Below are 15,713 nucleotides of genomic sequence, written 5' to 3'. Positions count from 1 at the left end.
AAAGTGTTCAACAACCATTGGCGGCACAAACCAGTTGAAACAGGGCGTCGGCCGTCTTTTGCGGGCTTTCCATCATCGGCATGTGTCCAGCCTCCGGGATCTCAATCACCCAGCCTTTATTCACCAGTTTGATTAACGAATAGGCTTTTTCAACCGGAACCAGTTGGTCTTCGCCTCCGGTAATTGCCAGTACTGGCACCTGAATTTCAGGCAACCATGGATTAGCATCCCGCCGATCTGCCATTGCCTTCAAAGCAGCTACCACAACCGGCACACTGCAAGCTGAAATCATCTGACTGAGTTGGGTTTGAATGGCTGCATCCGCGCTCAACTTGGAGGGCATTCCCTCAGCAATGTATCGGATACCCCGGCTGCGTACTTCACGGGCGGTTATCAAACGCGCCTGACGGCGTTCCGGACTATCCGCATCCGCCTGAGAAGCCACCAAAGCCAATCCTTTGAGCCGATGCGGGTAAGCGTGTGCAAATTCTAAGGCAACATACCCTCCCATTGAGTGACCGGCAATTACAGCTTTTTCAATATTGAGCCGATCCAGCAGCTGAAGAACATCGGCTGCCAGCAGGCGCATTGAGAATTCTTCCACTTCTTGAGGAGAATCTCCAAATCCGCGCAGGTCAGGGAGAATCAGGCGGCTTTTTTTCTCCAGCAAGGGGACAATTGGGTGCCAAATGCGACGATTGAGAGGAAAACCATGGAGCAGTACCAGCGGGATTCCCTCACCGTGTTGTTCTACAGCCAAATCAACGGTTTTCAGTTCCATGATTTTCCGTTCCTTCTCCCAATGAATCATCACTTAACAGCAATTCTACCAGATTAAGCGCCTCGTCAACGGTGTGAATCTGTCCGGCAGCCTGTGCTTCACGCACACTTTCCAGCAGCCTGCCCAATTGAGGTCCGGGCTTGATTCCAAAACGATTAATTAAATCATCCCCATTGACCAGCCGAGGCGGAGAAACGGTCTCATCACGCTTCTCAAACCATGCCTCCAAAAGCTGCCGGCAGATGGCCAGCTCTCTCTCCCACTGCTCCGGTGGGATGCCAATGCCATAGGTCGCCAGCGTATCCGCCAGCGAAAGCAAACACACATCCACTCCGGCATCTCCCAGTTTTCGAAAGTAGCGGTAAATGCTCCGCCGGCTGACCTCATTGCTTATCGAAGCCAGATGATGGATGCGCATATGTTCTCTCACCATCAAGGTGATTCGCTCCACCTCCGGATTGGAAAAAGCAAACCGGCGGGTAATTTTCCCGGCAATCTCTGCCCCACTGCGTTCATGATGCAAAAAACGGATACGGCCATCGGCTTGCTGTTCCCGGGTGAGTGGTTTTCCGACATCATGGAGCAGCGCGGCAAAAAAAAGCAGTCCGCGCAAACTGCGTTCGGCATGAACCGTAGCCGAAAAGTGTTCCTTCAAATCGTTGCGGTAGCGTCCCAAACTGAGGGATGCCATACCTGCCAGCAGACTTTCACCCTTGATGAATTCAGGCCCGCGCAGCAGCAAATCATACAGTGTTTCCAACCAGCGCAGGGTTTCCAATGTGTGTTCCCAAACCGGTAAAATGTGGGGACTGGTCTGCTGGACTCCTTTGGTCGCCATCAGCTCCGGAATCAAGATTTGAAGCACTCCAAGACGATCCAGAAGGGAAACCGCCGTATGGATTTGTCGGCCATCCAGCATTTTGAAGAATTCATCCCGTTGTCTTTCAGCAGAACAATTGGGGAGAAATCCAACCGCCGCGCGCAGCCAGTGAAGCGTTTGCTTTTCAATCTGAAATTCTAATTGCATGGACAGGCGAATCGCGCGCAATACCCGAACCGGATCCTGCTCAAACGAATGCTCATTGCAGGCGCGCAGTTGTTTTTTGCGTAAATCGAGCGCACCATTGAGCGGATCAATGATTCGATCTTCTTCCAAGAGGTCAATTGCCATGGCGTTAACTGTAAAATCTCGAACTCTTAAGTCCTGTTCGATTGAAAAACCGCGCTGTCTGGCAAAGTCCAGGTAATAGCGGTCACCTTGCGGATTTTGCAAGATCACGCGGGCTGTCTTGCGTTCGTCATCCAGAACATAAAAGCCGGCTTTCAACTCGTCTGCTATCTGACGTGCTAACTGAATTGCATCCCCACTGACCGTAAAATCAATATCATGGCTTGGATGGCCGAGAAGCAGATCGCGAATACAACCACCTACCAGATGAATGCGCTGATTATGGTGTGCCTGCCGGCGGACTGCCTGATGAATGGCAGGATTTGGAAAAATACTCTCTAAAGTAATCAACATTCTTGAAAAAGTTCATCCCTCACGATAGCGGGATTCATCTACCACACCGACAAACGGCAGATTGCGGTACAGTTCATCCAGGTCGAGTCCATACCCAAAAACAAATTTATTGGGAATGGAAAAGCCGACATAGCGCAAAGGAACATACACTTCCCGCCGTTCGCTCTTATCCAGCAGGGTGCATACGCACAAACTACGCGGTTTTCTGGCAGAAAGCAAATCCAGCACAGAAGCCAGGGTTCTGCCGCTGTCAATAATATCTTCGACCAGGATGACATCCTTATCATGGATGTTCATGTTCAGGTCAAGGGTAATGCGCACCTGACCAGTTGATTCGCGTTTTCCACTGCCATACGAGGAAACCGCCATAAACTCAACCGCATGTGGAACGGTAATGTGGCGAATTAAATCGCTGAGGAAAAGAACGCCGCCCCGCAAGATACAGATTAAAACCAAAGCATCCGATTCACGGTAATCATGACTGATGAGCGCGCCTAACTCGGCAACACGCTTCTTCAGCGCATCTTCCTCAATTAACACCTCTGCCAGAAAATCTTTATAATCCCGCATGGCTTCCTCCTATGAATGCAATCACCCGCGCGGCACTTCATGATGCTGGCGGCAACGGGCTTCGTACATTTCAGACGCGCCGACAATAATGACCGGATCATCATAACGCGCCGGTTTTCCATTGACCAACCGCTGCGTTCGGCAAGCCGGTTCTCCGCACACCATACAAATTGCCTGGAGTTTATCTACTTTTTCGGCAATTGCCATCAGTACCGGCATACAACCAAATGGTTCACCTCGAAAATCAGTATCTAAACCGGCAACAATGACGCGAATACCTCGGTCGGCCATTTGCTGAACAATTGGAATGATTTCCGCATCAAAAAATTGGGCTTCATCCACCGCCACAACCGTTGTATTCTCTTCCAGCAATTCAAGAATTTGCGCCGCCCGCTGAATGGGAATGGCATTGAAGGCCGTTCCCGCGTGAGAAGTAACCTGTTCGGCGTGATAGCGATTGTCAATCACCGGCTTGAAAACCTGAACCTTCTGCCGGGCAATCGTTGCCCGCCGCAAACGGCGAATCATTTCATCGGTTTTACCGCTGAACATTGAACCTGTGATGACTTCGATAGAGCCTGAATGGTGTATCATGAACTCCTCAATGGGAAAGGATGGGATATTCTGATTTTACTCCATCTTCTCTGCGGGAAAGCAGTGGCTTTTATTAAAAAAAATCAGCCCCTTGCGAGGCTGACCAATTCTTTTCCAGTAAAAGTTTAGACTACAATATCTTCGGCGGCGGCCGGCAATTCGTAACCCAGCTGGCGCAGGCGTTTCTTCAAATCAATTAACGATTTGCGGCCAAAACCTTCCACTGCCAACAGGGAGGCTTCGCCCTCTGCAAGCCGTTCCAGCACCTGACCAACCGTGGTCAAACCGGCTTTGATCAATGCCTCGGTCGGCCGGTTACCCAATTCCAGTTCTGCAACCGGGCGGGCAGGCGAAGTGCGTGCCATCTCACGCGCTTTCTGAGTATCCACAAATTCCTGCCGGGCCTGCAAACGCTTGTAGAAGCGGTCAACCTGTCCTTCCATGTCAAGGATACGCTGCTGCTGGCCGGTAAAGAATGGGTGGCATTTGGAACACACCTCGGTGCGGATTTCCTTGCGGGTTGAGCCAGTCCGCCAGGTATTGCCGCAGGCGCAAATTACCAAAGCATCCGGATAATAAGTCGGGTGAATACCCTTCTTCATTTTCGTCTCACCTTTCTGTGTAAAATTCCCTTGCCCTCGACAGAAACCAGATGTTCCGCGATGCAAGAGCGTTGAATTCGTTATTCAGCCTCAACCGGCATCACGCTGACACGCTTGCGCCCATTGGGTAAAGTTTCATAAACCACCACCCCATCCGTGGTAGCGAAGAGAGTATCGTCTTTACCAATGCCGACATTCAAGCCGGGTTTGATCCGTGTTCCGCGCTGGCGCACCAGAATGTTACCGGAGAGAACTACCTGACCAGCAAAGCGCTTTACGCCAAGGCGCTGCGCATTGCTATCACGTCCATTTCGACTGGAACCACCACCTTTTTTATGTGCCATTGCGCTTACTCCACAAGAATAGAATCAACCTTCAACCGGGTATATTTCTGGCGATGCCCCGTCTTAACGCGGATGCGTTTTTTGGGACGATACTTAAAGACAACAATTTTCTTGCCTTTGATGTGCTCTTCCACGGTTGTCTTTACCTGAGCACCTTTTACAGTCGGCGTGCCAACCAGAACTTTGTCGTCCTCGACGACGAGCAACACGGTTTCCAGCGTTACCGGTTCACCGGGTTGTTTTCTCAGCAGATCCACTTCAATCGCTGAGCCTTCGACGGCTTTGTATTGCTTGCCGCCACTTTCCACAATAGCGTACTTCATCGTTTTCGTCTCCAATCTTCACTTCGCCGCCTCACCTGCGCCTTATGTTAATTACGCCGATGGACGGGTAAGTTGGGGTACAGTTTTTCGCCCCAGCGCAACTTCAGCCGGGGCTTTTGCGGGCATTATTATACGCTTGGTCGGGTTGAATGTCAACCATTTTGGCTCATTTCTGCCGAACCTGCCAAAACAGCGTGTTGTTTTTCTTGCCTCTGGCTGCGAATCACATACCAGACTGCCACAGCGGCACAAATTGCAACCCATAATTCAATCCACACAATCCCAACCCCTGCTGAAACCAGCAACACGGCAGGTAAATTAACCATCGTGTGCAGCAGCACCGCCAGCCAGTACAAACGCGCTTCTTGCCTCTTCACCGAATAAAACACCAGTACGGATAAACCCAATTGAACCGCTATTGCAAATACCCGCTCCAATCCACCCACAAGGTACAGATAGGATGGTGTGGAAATCAGTTGCGTGCGAATTTCTTCTGCGGCCAGACCCAATTGCGGTGCTGCCAGCGAGTCAAACGTACCATTATTGATCATAAAACTGAAAATGATCAGATTGAGATAACCCAGGCCAACCAGAAAAATGGCTTCAAATCCCCCGTGACCAACCCCATATGCAAGTGCATTTTTGAACTCTAAACGATTTTTCAGCAGATACCGATAACCAATCCACCGCCCCGTTTCCTCAAATAAACCGGCGGTCAGACTGAGAAAGAGCGCTAAAAACCACGGCTGAGCAGCCAGTTCCTGATAAAAAGGCTGCTGGTTGAGCCATTGGAGCGCAGGAATGCGAATCAAAACCTGTGGGACGAGAAATCCCAGCACCCCAACCCCTACCGCCAATGGCGAAGCTCCCCACCGACGAAGAAAGATGACCCCCAATATCATCGGCAGGGCAAAAACAACCAGCGTAGAAACCAGCATGGCAGCAATGCTCAAAGGATTAACCATGGTTTCCTCTCAATTCCTGTTGGAGCAATTTTCGGGCGTCTCCCTCCCGCACGGTGATACGGCGTTGATCCAGATATTCCAAAAAGGCCAGTGCAAACTTTCGGCTGGTGGAAAAACGGTCTCGGAATTGGGCTACCGTGATTGAACCGTGCTGCTGGATCCAGTTCTTAACCTCGGTTAGCATTTCCTGATAAGTGGACGCAAGGAACACCACATCGCTGGCAACTTGAATTAAATCGCCGCGTTCCACCAGCGCCTGAAAGACATCCTCCCCGATCATGTCCACACAATCCCGAACCGAAGGGGGGCTATACGGGGAATCTGAAAATTCATTCATCAGACGACTGACCAGGCGTTCCTGTTGAGGTGAAAATTGAATGGTATGCTCTGGAAGTCGAACGATCAGATTCTCTTCCAGCAAGCGGTTTTCGTCCAGCAAGCCCTGATAGAGAAATTGAAAGGCTTTGGGAGTTAAACCGGCACGGTTTTTGAGCGCTTCACGCGGGATACCCTGTCTGAGCGGAAATTTTTGGTGAAATTCTTTAACGATATTGACAATTCGTTCCCGCTCGTGGTCAAAAATGTTTCGGGTTGTCAGCCATCGCATTAACCCGGAACGATTACTTTCTTCACCAATCACCACAACCTGCCCGATGGTCAGTAGTTTTTCAAGCGCTTCACTTCCCAGAAGGGGATCCAACCGCGCAGCTTGCAAAACCTCTTTGTCGGAAATAAATCGCACACTTTGAATCGTGTGAAGCAAAACTTGCAGCGGATCACCCGTGCTCAGGCTTTTCAATCTCTCCAATACATCGGGGGCAAAACGTTTATAACGGCGCGGCGAATTTGTTTCCAAAATCGTTCCGCCGCCCAGTGTTTCGGGTGGTGAGGGTCGCCGCACGATATAACGATCACCGTTGACCACCACAACCGGCTGACGAAATTCAATCTGCACCCAACCCTCTTCGCCACTCTTTAACTGTTCGCTGCCCAACAAACGCAGCCGCCCGATTACCTCACTGGTAGCGTGGAAAAATTTGACCTCCATGTTGTGTTGTATCGGAATTTCCACCCCTCCAGCAATTTTGAGGGTCGCATCTACTCTTTGGGTGGGCGCATACAGGCCGGGTAGAGAAATGACATCACCTCGCTGAATTTGGTCGGCGTTGATTCCGCTGATATTCACAGCAGTTCTCCGTCCCGGTCCAACAATTTCTTCTTTACGTTTATGCGATTGCAAACCACGAATGCGGCCTCGCACACCGCGAGGCAACACCTCAATCTCATCTCCAACTTTTAGCGTTCCGTCTTGCAGCGTACCAGTCACCACCGTTCCAAAACCGGTCAGGGTAAACACCCGGTCAACCGGCAAACGCGGACGGCCAAGATCAATTTTCTGTGGGGTTTTCTGTAAGCACTGGTAAATGGCTTGTTTAAGTTCGGGCAGCCCCTTCCCTGTCCTCGCTGAAACGGGAACAATTGCTGTTCCCGCCAGGCAAGTGTTTTCAACTGCATGTTGAATATCACTCTCAACCAGGCTGAGCCATTCAGCATCCTCAACCAGATCTATTTTAGTGAGGGCAATTACCCCGCGCTGAATTTGAAGAATATCAAGGATGAGCAAGTGTTCACGGGTTTGCGGCATAACCCCTTCATCGGCCGCAATGACAAACAATACTGCGTCAATTCCCCCTACGCCTGCCAGCATATTTTCGATAAAATCGCGATGACCCGGCACATCCACAATGCCGACTTCCAGCCCGCCAGGCAGTTCCAGCCAGGCAAAGCCCAAATCAATGGTCATCTCGCGAAGTTTTTCTTCTTTGAGGCGGTCGGGGTGTATACCGGTCAACGCTTCAATCAGGGTGGACTTACCATGATCAACATGACCGGCAGTGCCAATGACATACATGATGGGTCTCCATCACAATCAACGCTTACGACTGATTGCCTTTTCCTGCTCCTCATTCCAGTTGCGTACCAGCGCAAGCAAGGATTGCAACCGACTGGTCGTTTCTTCGGTAATTTGATGGGAAAAGTCCTGAATTTCCTGGATCAGGTCTTCCAGCAGCATCAGGCGTTCTTCCAGTTTCCCGACCGAGCGGAGTAATTCGCGTTGCTGCTCTTCCTGTGCCAGCGTGTAATTTGTCCAGCGTTTCTGGTCATCCGCTTTGAACGAAACCCATTCCTGCCGAAAACGATCTTCCACCAAACGCTGCATCTCGGTAATTTCATTGATGCGTCTTTCAAAGCGGTTGGTAATCTCTTCAAATGCCTCCTGTGCACGTTTGACCGCTCGTTGAGTAGATTCCAGAGATTGCAGCTGATTATCCAGATTGCTGGATTGTGCTTCAATTTGCTCAAAGCGCACCTGCCAATCTTTCCAGACCCGCTCCCTTTCTATGGCCAGCATGTTTTGCTTTTCCATGAACGCAATCTGACTCTGGCGGCGTTCACTTTCAGCCGCAGTCAGCTCGCTGATCCGCGTTTCAATTTTCCGTACCGAATCGGCATTCAAATCAATTTTGCCACGTTGTTCTTCCTGTCGTTTGCGCAGGGCAGTCACCTCACCTTGCAGGTCGGTTAACCGCTTGGCATCCTGCCGCTGACTTTCTTCCAGTAATTTAATTTGGCGTTTATATTCATCGTCCGCCCGGCGGATAAGCAGGATTTTCTGCTCCAATTCTTCAATTTCCCTGCCAAGTCGGTTTTCTCCCTCGGCTCGAGCCTGTAAGGTTTTGCGGATTTCGGGTAGAACTTCCAGCGTCTTGCGAATTTCACCCAACGAGCGGTTCACCGACTCATTGTCTGCAAGTCGGATTTTCTCAATCTCCCGTTCTTTCTCGGAGCGCTGCTTTTCAATGTCCTGAATCATGCGGGAAAGCTCCTGCCGCATTTGCGCCATGGCCGTCTCAATTTGATTGAACCGCAAGAGAGAGGTTGCAATACGGGTCACTTCCCCTTCCAACTCCTTGAAGCGTTGATCAATCGGCTGGGTTTTTTCTTCCAAATTCGCAATCCGATCCTGCAAAGTGGCTACCAGTAATTTGTCTTTACGGCGTTCATCTTCCAGCCATTCCAAACGTTTTTCCAATTGTTCGATATCCATGGAAAATCAATCCTCTCCTTCCAGAAATCAGCCTGAAAACTCTGGTAAATTCAAAACCTATGGATGACCTTATTATATCGAATTCCACTCAACGGGCTGACAACAATGCCGGTGCAACCCGCAGGATGAAAATGACGGATTGATAAAATACTCCCGGAAATATGCCGAATAAAAATAGAAACAACATGCCGCCCACCAGAATCGCCCGCTCTGGCAGGCTTTCGAGGTTTTCTTCCGCCGCATCCCCCAACCGAACAACATGCAGCAACACTCGAATGACGCCCATCAAAAAGCCAAAATTACCCAGTAAAACCCACCCAATCAACAATGGCTGTTGTGAGGCAAGCAATTCCAAGGACTCAAGTCGTACTGGAAAACCAGCCAGCAAGGGCATCCCGCTAATCGAGAACAGGGCCAGAACCAATGCAATAATCGCAACCGGGAAACGCTGAAAAATTCCCTGCATGTGATCAAAATCAGTCGGTTGAGCGCGGTTCATCAACACGCCCAACGCCAGTGCCAGAACAAACAGACCCAGCAAACGCGGCAGCAAGCCGGCTGCAAACATCATGTATCCGGGCAGGTTGTTCAGCCCAATGGTTAATAAGGCATAACCGCTTTCCAGAATTACCGCATAACCGAATAAACGGCTAATTTCATCCTGAAATGCTGCCCACACACCGGCGGTAACCACCATCAGGAGACCAGTCAGTTGAATAATCAGAAACATGAGCGGCGAGGCTCGCAACCAGCCAACCTGACTGACAAAATCCAGACCGAGCATCAGGATGGAAACCGGCAGCAGACTCAAAACGAAGCCGGCCGAATAAGGATGAGTCTGATGGGTAAGTTGCGGCACCCAGAAGTAAAAAGGGAAGACGGCCAGCCACAGGGCAAATCCAAGACCCAAAATTACGGCAGCCCGCGGCAGGATTGCCGGGTCAACTTGTAAAAGGTCTCCACTGCCGAAAACCCACCCCGCCAGCAAAATAAACGGCATTCCCAACGTTTGAAAGATTAGAAAACGCTGCACCCCCCGTTGAACAACTTCACCGGGCGGCACCAGCACAGGAATGCTTAATAAAACAGCCAGTTCAACCAGCAATGCTGCGTACAAAAACGGTTGGACAGCCAGCGCGCCCACCAATGCCGCAACAACCATCAGCCCAAACGGCGCAAACAAGCGGTGCTGCTTGAGGACCATCGCGCCGGCAAACCATACTGCACAGGTTGTAAAAATCAAAACCAGAAACGGACGCTCATTGTTGGTCAGGTTAAAACTTCGCCCGAGCACAAACAGGCTCTCCCCCAGTTCAAACTGAACACCACCCAATCGTATGGTTTCTCCAATTGGTAAAGCCGCAGCCAACACCGCCAGTAAAGCCGAAAGGCCGACGGCAATCCCGCCAGAAATCCACCGCCGGTGGCGCAGCAACCACAGGATTAACCCCATGCCCACTGGAATAACGATCCAGATGATCGGCGCGGTCAATTCGACTCCTCCAGACTGGGAGATAAAATGAAATAAGAACCGGCTAACCCCACACCCAGGTTAATCAGACCGAGCAAACCCACTACCAATACCGAACTGACCAGACCAGCATAAATCATCTCAAACCCTGCCAGGAAGGTCAGCAACCCAATGCTGAGGCGAAATGGATTGCCCGTCAACCCCAGTTGAATCAAACCAGAAATAAGCAAAATCAATCCACCGGTTAATAATGAATGTTCAACCGGAATCCACTGTTCAGCGGCTGGAAGAATGGAGAAGGCCACAATGATGCCAAAAATCATGACGAAACCCCGAAAAATCCGTCCCGCCAGGTCGCTGACGGGTAACTCTTCGCCAAGATTAAGTTGAGAAGCGGCTAAGACCGCCCCCGCCATCCAGCCCACAATCAGCTTCACTGCTGCAAGTCCAATCGGTAATGTTTGAGCAATCAGCCAGAAGACCCCCACATACTGAAGGGCAAGCGCAAGCAAGGCATATCGCCAGCCTAAAAACAAAACCAGGAAAAAACTGCTCAAAATCAACAGGATGATCGGTATCGTTTGAAGGCTCATTCTTTTAGCGCACTCCCCCAAAAATTGAAATCAGCAGAACCAGTAACAAAACCGACCAGAGCACGCCGCCTTCACCCTCAAAGAGAACCGTCAACAGCCGAGTGAATCCCTGTACCGTATGAAAGACGGAGCGTAAGACCGCATACAACCAGTTCAAGCGGAGAAAGGCGCTGATGGCATCCGTAGATCGGCGAATCACATTTTGCAACCACGCCGACTGGGGAGAGGAGATTTCCTCAACCTGTTTTCGACGAAGCGCAGTCTGAATAAGGAAAACACTGGCGCCAAATACCACCAGGGATCCCCACCATGTACCCAGCCGCAAACCCTGCTCCACCCCTAAAAATACACTCAGCCAGCCCGAGAGCAACAAAACAGCCAAGCCGAGTGTGTACGTGGTCACGATATAAGGCTCGAAAGTACTGCTAGATTCTCTTTCCTGAAATACAAGCCGCACAAAACCGGCGATCAGCATGATCCACATGCCCGCCAGCAAGATGACCCATCCGGCGTTCACTGCCACAGCCAGCCATCCCGCAGAAAGGATGGTAAACGGCAAACCGCTAAAACTCAGCAAGGCGGCCGCCATCAGAAGCATCAACCGCCGACTGCGAACGGTGTAGAGAAAAATCATTCCGCCCCAACAAATCAGTGCCACTCCCCACACTGCTGAAAGCGGAGCATTTCCATTCAGGGCAGATAAGATTGCCAGCCCGCTGAAAAACAACCCAAAAAATGATCGTCCGCCAATTTCATTTTCCGCCAAAAGCCACATCAACACTCCATACAAAGTGAGCAGCACAATCCCGCCCACTACAAGGGGGCTGGAGTCCACCACCCTTAAACCGGCTGGCAGTTTGGTCAATAAAGCCAGCCCGCTGATCTGCCCGACGATGCGCATCAGGCTGGTCAATCCGTTTTGGAGGGGTAATTGGGTTTCATACTTCAAACTTAGCGGCAGAACCCCCAGCCGCAGAATTACGGCAGCAATCAACACCACCAAATCCTGAGCAAGTGCCGATTCGAAAGTGAAACCGGAACCGGCCTGGCGCCCCAGAATGATCACAGCAAGCAAAAGTCCAATCGAAAACAAACGTAATGCAAACGAGGTCAGCACTTCGCGGCGGTAGCGATAATCACGAATGATCAACAACACATACACCACTTCCACAACATCCAGCAAAGTCCACGAGATGGCCAGTGCAAGCGGCGTGCCGCTGAGAACCGAAAGTAATCCAACTGCCGTGAAAGTGATGGCTGCCGACCACGAAAGGGGGTTGCTGTTATATTTAAACCGGACCGGAGCGGTCAACACAACTGCCAGCAGCAAACCCACCAGACATACGGCATACACCCACCCGCCTGCATCCCACCGAAAAACAAGCTGATCTGCTGTGAGAGGCTCAAAGGGTCGCCAGGCCGGAAAGGCTGCTTCCGCTGGTTGAAACCAGTGCAAAGCAAACAAACCAAGCCAGATGAGATTCAACCCGATAATCGAAATCAACCAGGCATAGCGTTTACCTCGTTCACTCCAGAACAGGGTAAAGATCACCCCGGCCAGCAGCAATAGCACCAAAACCGGCGCAAGGGTTAACATCATCAGAGAACCGGATTATGAGAATTGCGCTGGATAAAACGCCCCATACCAGCGCTACCCAGCCACTGCTTGCCATCCACAATCAAGTTTCCGCGCAGGAAGACCTTTTCAGGAAAGCCGGTCAAAGTCCAACCTTCAAACAGGTTGTAGTCCGTTCGATGGTGGGATTGGTCAACTCCGTAGGTTACAACCCGCTCCGCATCCCAAACCACAATATCCGCATCCGCTCCCGGGGTTAAGCTGCCCTTGCGGGGATATAAACCAAAAATCCTGGCCGGGTTGGTGCTGGTCAAAGCAACAAATTGGGAAGGGCTCAGCCGGCCTTTGACTACCCCTTCACTCCAAAGCACAGGCAAACGGTCGCCTACCGCCGGCAGACCATTGGGAATTTTCGTGAAATCATCCTTCCCCAGCTCCTTACCCGGTATGGCAATCGGCTTCCCTTCATAAAGGATCGGCTTGCTACCATCGTAGAAAAATGGACAATGATCGGTTCCAACCACCTGTATGATACCGCTTTCGAGTCCCTGCCAGAGTCGTTCGTTATCCTCCTTGCTGCGCATGGGAGGGGAACACACCCACTTCGCCCCATCCGGACGCCGCAAATGGTCAATGGTAAAGAACAGATATTGAGGACAGGTTTCCCCCATCACCGGCAAGCTTTTGGAGCGTGCGTAAGCCAGTTGATCCACTTCACCGGCAGCATTCATGTGAACGATGTAAAGCGGCGCCTCTGCCATAGCCGCCAGGGCTGCACCGCGCAGGACTGCTTCTACTGCCGTCCAGGCCGGGCGGGTCAGCGCGTGCCACTCAGGCGTTGTATGCCCGGCAGCCAGCGCTTCAGCAATCAACAACTCGATTACATCACCATTTTCGGCATGAAGCATGGTCAACAAACCATACTTTTTTGCAACACGCATGACGCGAAAAATGTTTTCGTCCGAAAGACGCAGGCGGTTGTTATACGCGCTGAAAACCTTTACTGAGGTTATTCCCATCCCGGTCAGTTGAGCCATTTCTGCTTCAATTTGCTCATCAAAGCGACTGATGTTCATGTGAAAACTGAAGTCAATGGCTGCTTTGGGATCGGCTTTTTCCCGCCACAGCGCAATGCTTTTTTCAATTCCGCTGTTTTCCAAGGGGACAAAATCAATGACGGTCGTAGTACCGCCAAACGCAGCCGCCTTATGACCGGTGTAATGATCATCCGAAGAAACCGTTCCAAACATGGGCAAATCAAAGTGGGTGTGGGGATCAACCCCGCCCGGCAGAATCAAGCGGTTGCTGACATCCAAAACCATAGTGTCTTCAGCGACGGCTAAATCTAACCCAATCAAGGCGATTTTTTCGTCCTCGATCAAAATATCTGCCCGAAACATCTCGGATGCAGTTACCAGCGTACCGCCTTTCAAGAGTGTTTTCATCCATACCTCCTTCTTGCCTGTCCCAACAAACTAATCATCGCCGGTCACATACTCGTCAGCGGATTCAAGCAAAGAGATGCCTTTCCCCAACATCGAAAGAAGCAACACATCCAGCCCGTCTAACTGCTCTGGCAATTGCTGGGGAGAATAAGATTGCTGATGAAGCGCTCGTTCGCGCAATCCACGCCATAAAATCTGCCGTTCTTCATCACGGACCACCAAATCCTCCAGTGTTGAGGCACGATTCAATCGCTCTCCGGTTGTGTAAAGGAATGTCAATCGCCGCCAGTGGCTGGCAGGAATGGGCGGTACAACCTTCTGCAATTCGCCCAGTTGAATTTTGTAATATTCCTCATGCGCGCGCGGGTGATCGGCTTCATGCCTCAGCAATTCCGCCCGGGTGGTCAGCTCATGCCCACGCACTGCGGCAATGTAATGAACTCCCCAGCGTTCTTCTTCACCAAAGGCCGCCGTCTGATAAAAGGCCAGAAAATCCACACTCATTACTTTGGGCGATGAACGCAAGGGAATACGGTACCACCCCAAAACTCGGGCAATTTCCAGATCGCGGGGATGCGGAAGAACCGCCACCAGAATGATGGCTTCATCACCGACAATTGAACGAAGCGGGGAATACACTCGTGACATCCGGTAATCGTATTATAGCCGAAAGTTAATCGAATTGCTGGGTGCCTCCCTCCGGCAGCTTTCCTTGAAAAATTGCATAAAGCAGGGGAGGATGGTATCTATTCACCCTCCCCTGCTCTGACAAATGCAAAATAGGGGCTACAGCAAACCGGCGCGTTCGTTGAATTCGGTAATCAACGCGTCAATTTCCGGCACCTGTTTCTGGATATCCGTCCAGTAATTGGGATCGTACCATTGCGCCAGAATTTCTTCGTAAGTCTTGCCCTGCTGTTCCACCCAGGTATAGTATTTGAGGTTGTGAACGCGGCGGCGGTCTGCGTAGGTCAACTCAATCAGATGATCGGTTGTTTCGCCGTGCAGATCACGGGCAAAGGCCTCAGCGGCATCAAACGGGGTAAATTCGCCAAATTGTTCGCGGTATTCCTGAATTCGGCTGGAATAGAGTTCCATCGAGTCGGTCATCACGAACAACATGATGTCGTTTTCGCCCATCTCGTAGTATTTTGCGGCTTTGATGGCAGAAAGCATGTTGGCAATGCCGGAGAAACCGAACAAATCGAGTTGCTGCACCAGTTCGGCTGGTACACCCTTCTTGACCAGATACTCACGTCCGGCCGGCTCATTGAACAACCGCAGCAAATTGACCACCGAATTGTCATCAATGGCAACAACCATATCGGTATTCTTGACATTATGAATCCACGGGACGTGTTTATCGCCGATGCCCTCAATGCGGTGAGAGCCAAAGCCGTTTTCCAGCAGGGTGGGGCATTGCAAAGCCTCACTGGCAACGATCACACTGCGCGGGAAAATCTGTTTCATGTAATCGCCGCAGGCAATTGTCCCGGCTGAACCGGTGGTCAGGGCAACACCGCGGTAGTTTTCGCGCGGCCCCATTACCTGCTGCAGAACTTCTTCCATGGCGTGACCGGTTACCTCATAGTGCCACAGGTAGTTGCCAAATTCTTCAAACTGATTGAAAATCATCAAATCTTCACCCGAGCGGCGCAGTTCCCAGCACTTGTCGAAAATTTCTTTGACATTCGACTCCGAGCCGGGGGTGGCAATCACTTCACCTGCGATTTTGGAAAGCCATTCAAAACGCTCCTTGCTCATTCCTTCCGGCAAAATGGCAATGGACTGGCAAGCCAGCAAGGCCGAGTCATAAGC

At 51.0% G+C, this 15,713-nt stretch carries 16 protein-coding genes and 1 pseudogene; all 17 read right to left on the bottom strand.

Annotated features, from left to right (window positions below):
* Positions 1–7: 7 nt before the first annotated feature.
* The gene (locus VAE48_RS09705; protein WP_322793126.1) at positions 8–781 is read right to left on the bottom strand and encodes an alpha/beta hydrolase; all 774 of its coding nucleotides are present in this window, start codon (positions 779–781) and stop codon (positions 8–10) included.
* Positions 762–2,303: a CCA tRNA nucleotidyltransferase gene (locus tag VAE48_RS09700; RefSeq protein WP_322793125.1), complete on the bottom strand. Its 1,542-nt coding sequence runs from the start codon at positions 2,301–2,303 to the stop codon at positions 762–764. Before VAE48_RS09700 ends, VAE48_RS09705 begins: the two co-directional genes overlap by 20 nt.
* Before the next feature lie 12 nt (positions 2,304–2,315).
* Positions 2,316–2,873, bottom strand: coding sequence for a hypoxanthine phosphoribosyltransferase (gene hpt / locus VAE48_RS09695; RefSeq protein ID WP_322793124.1), 558 nt, complete (start codon positions 2,871–2,873; stop codon positions 2,316–2,318).
* 21 nt (positions 2,874–2,894) lie between these two features.
* Entirely contained in the window at positions 2,895–3,467 is a 573-nt protein-coding gene (locus tag VAE48_RS09690) for a thymidine kinase (RefSeq protein ID WP_322793123.1), read from the bottom strand.
* A gap of 125 nt (positions 3,468–3,592) precedes the next feature.
* Positions 3,593–3,832, bottom strand: a complete 240-nt coding sequence (locus VAE48_RS09685; protein ID WP_236839300.1) for a DNA-directed RNA polymerase subunit alpha C-terminal domain-containing protein — start codon at positions 3,830–3,832, stop codon at positions 3,593–3,595.
* Between the two features lie 27 nt (positions 3,833–3,859).
* Positions 3,860–4,069 (bottom strand): annotated as a pseudogene (rpmE, locus tag VAE48_RS09680) (50S ribosomal protein L31); the annotation flags it as partial.
* An 80-nt stretch (positions 4,070–4,149) separates the two neighbouring features.
* Entirely contained in the window at positions 4,150–4,413 is a 264-nt protein-coding gene (gene rpmA / locus VAE48_RS09675; RefSeq protein WP_322793122.1) for a 50S ribosomal protein L27, read from the bottom strand.
* 5 nt (positions 4,414–4,418) lie between these two features.
* Positions 4,419–4,736 carry a 50S ribosomal protein L21 gene (gene rplU / locus VAE48_RS09670; protein ID WP_322793121.1) on the bottom strand — a complete coding sequence of 106 codons (318 nt, stop codon included), beginning with the start codon at positions 4,734–4,736 and terminating at the stop codon, positions 4,419–4,421.
* 152 nt (positions 4,737–4,888) lie between these two features.
* Positions 4,889–5,701 carry a YhfC family intramembrane metalloprotease gene (locus VAE48_RS09665; protein ID WP_322793120.1) on the bottom strand — a complete coding sequence of 271 codons (813 nt, stop codon included), beginning with the start codon at positions 5,699–5,701 and terminating at the stop codon, positions 4,889–4,891.
* Positions 5,694–7,613: a selenocysteine-specific translation elongation factor gene (gene selB, locus VAE48_RS09660; protein WP_322793119.1), complete on the bottom strand. Its 1,920-nt coding sequence runs from the start codon at positions 7,611–7,613 to the stop codon at positions 5,694–5,696. The genes VAE48_RS09665 and selB overlap by 8 nt, the downstream gene beginning before the upstream one ends.
* Before the next feature lie 18 nt (positions 7,614–7,631).
* Complete coding sequence (locus VAE48_RS09655) at positions 7,632–8,810, bottom strand: hypothetical protein (RefSeq protein WP_322793118.1); 1,179 nt, start codon at positions 8,808–8,810, stop codon at positions 7,632–7,634.
* A gap of 88 nt (positions 8,811–8,898) precedes the next feature.
* Positions 8,899–10,302 (bottom strand): proton-conducting transporter membrane subunit, encoded by a 1,404-nt coding sequence (locus VAE48_RS09650; protein ID WP_322793117.1) that lies wholly within the window; start codon positions 10,300–10,302, stop codon positions 8,899–8,901.
* Positions 10,299–10,874, bottom strand: coding sequence for a hypothetical protein (locus VAE48_RS09645; RefSeq protein WP_322793116.1), 576 nt, complete (start codon positions 10,872–10,874; stop codon positions 10,299–10,301). The genes VAE48_RS09650 and VAE48_RS09645 overlap by 4 nt, the downstream gene beginning before the upstream one ends.
* Before the next feature lie 4 nt (positions 10,875–10,878).
* Positions 10,879–12,474 carry a hypothetical protein gene (locus tag VAE48_RS09640; RefSeq protein WP_322793115.1) on the bottom strand — a complete coding sequence of 532 codons (1,596 nt, stop codon included), beginning with the start codon at positions 12,472–12,474 and terminating at the stop codon, positions 10,879–10,881.
* Complete coding sequence (gene hydA, locus VAE48_RS09635) at positions 12,474–13,895, bottom strand: dihydropyrimidinase (protein WP_322793114.1); 1,422 nt, start codon at positions 13,893–13,895, stop codon at positions 12,474–12,476. The genes VAE48_RS09640 and hydA overlap by 1 nt, the downstream gene beginning before the upstream one ends.
* Positions 13,896–13,925: 30 nt before the next feature.
* On the bottom strand, positions 13,926–14,543 hold the full coding sequence (locus VAE48_RS09630; protein WP_322793113.1) for a hypothetical protein: 618 nt from the start codon (positions 14,541–14,543) through the stop codon (positions 13,926–13,928).
* A gap of 138 nt (positions 14,544–14,681) precedes the next feature.
* The coding region (locus VAE48_RS09625) for a pyridoxal-5-phosphate-dependent protein subunit beta (protein WP_322793112.1) at positions 14,682–15,713 on the bottom strand (1,032 nt) is incomplete at its 5' end.

The sequence above is a fragment of the Bellilinea sp. genome (genome assembly GCF_034432615.1).
In the GTDB taxonomy this organism is placed as follows: Bacteria; Chloroflexota; Anaerolineae; order Anaerolineales; family Anaerolineaceae; genus Bellilinea.
Note: the sequence above shows the minus strand (reverse complement) of the source record. Positions and strands in the feature narration are given on the sequence as shown.

Excerpts from the sequence above, each read along its gene's own strand:
- VAE48_RS09705 (WP_322793126.1), bottom strand. The coding sequence starts at position 781 with ATGGAACTGAAAACCGTTGATTTGGCTGTAGAACAACACGGTGAGGGA.
- VAE48_RS09700 (WP_322793125.1), bottom strand. The coding sequence starts at position 2,303 with ATGTTGATTACTTTAGAGAGTATTTTTCCAAATCCTGCCATTCATCAG.
- hpt (WP_322793124.1), bottom strand. The coding sequence starts at position 2,873 with ATGCGGGATTATAAAGATTTTCTGGCAGAGGTGTTAATTGAGGAAGAT.
- VAE48_RS09690 (WP_322793123.1), bottom strand. The coding sequence starts at position 3,467 with ATGATACACCATTCAGGCTCTATCGAAGTCATCACAGGTTCAATGTTC.
- VAE48_RS09685 (WP_236839300.1), bottom strand. The coding sequence starts at position 3,832 with ATGGCACGCACTTCGCCTGCCCGCCCGGTTGCAGAACTGGAATTGGGT.
- rpmA (WP_322793122.1), bottom strand. The coding sequence starts at position 4,413 with ATGGCACATAAAAAAGGTGGTGGTTCCAGTCGAAATGGACGTGATAGC.
- rplU (WP_322793121.1), bottom strand. The coding sequence starts at position 4,736 with ATGAAGTACGCTATTGTGGAAAGTGGCGGCAAGCAATACAAAGCCGTC.
- VAE48_RS09665 (WP_322793120.1), bottom strand. The coding sequence starts at position 5,701 with ATGGTTAATCCTTTGAGCATTGCTGCCATGCTGGTTTCTACGCTGGTT.
- selB (WP_322793119.1), bottom strand. The coding sequence starts at position 7,613 with ATGTATGTCATTGGCACTGCCGGTCATGTTGATCATGGTAAGTCCACC.
- VAE48_RS09655 (WP_322793118.1), bottom strand. The coding sequence starts at position 8,810 with ATGGATATCGAACAATTGGAAAAACGTTTGGAATGGCTGGAAGATGAA.
- VAE48_RS09645 (WP_322793116.1), bottom strand. The coding sequence starts at position 10,874 with ATGAGCCTTCAAACGATACCGATCATCCTGTTGATTTTGAGCAGTTTT.
- VAE48_RS09640 (WP_322793115.1), bottom strand. The coding sequence starts at position 12,474 with ATGATGTTAACCCTTGCGCCGGTTTTGGTGCTATTGCTGCTGGCCGGG.
- hydA (WP_322793114.1), bottom strand. The coding sequence starts at position 13,895 with ATGAAAACACTCTTGAAAGGCGGTACGCTGGTAACTGCATCCGAGATG.
- VAE48_RS09630 (WP_322793113.1), bottom strand. The coding sequence starts at position 14,543 with ATGTCACGAGTGTATTCCCCGCTTCGTTCAATTGTCGGTGATGAAGCC.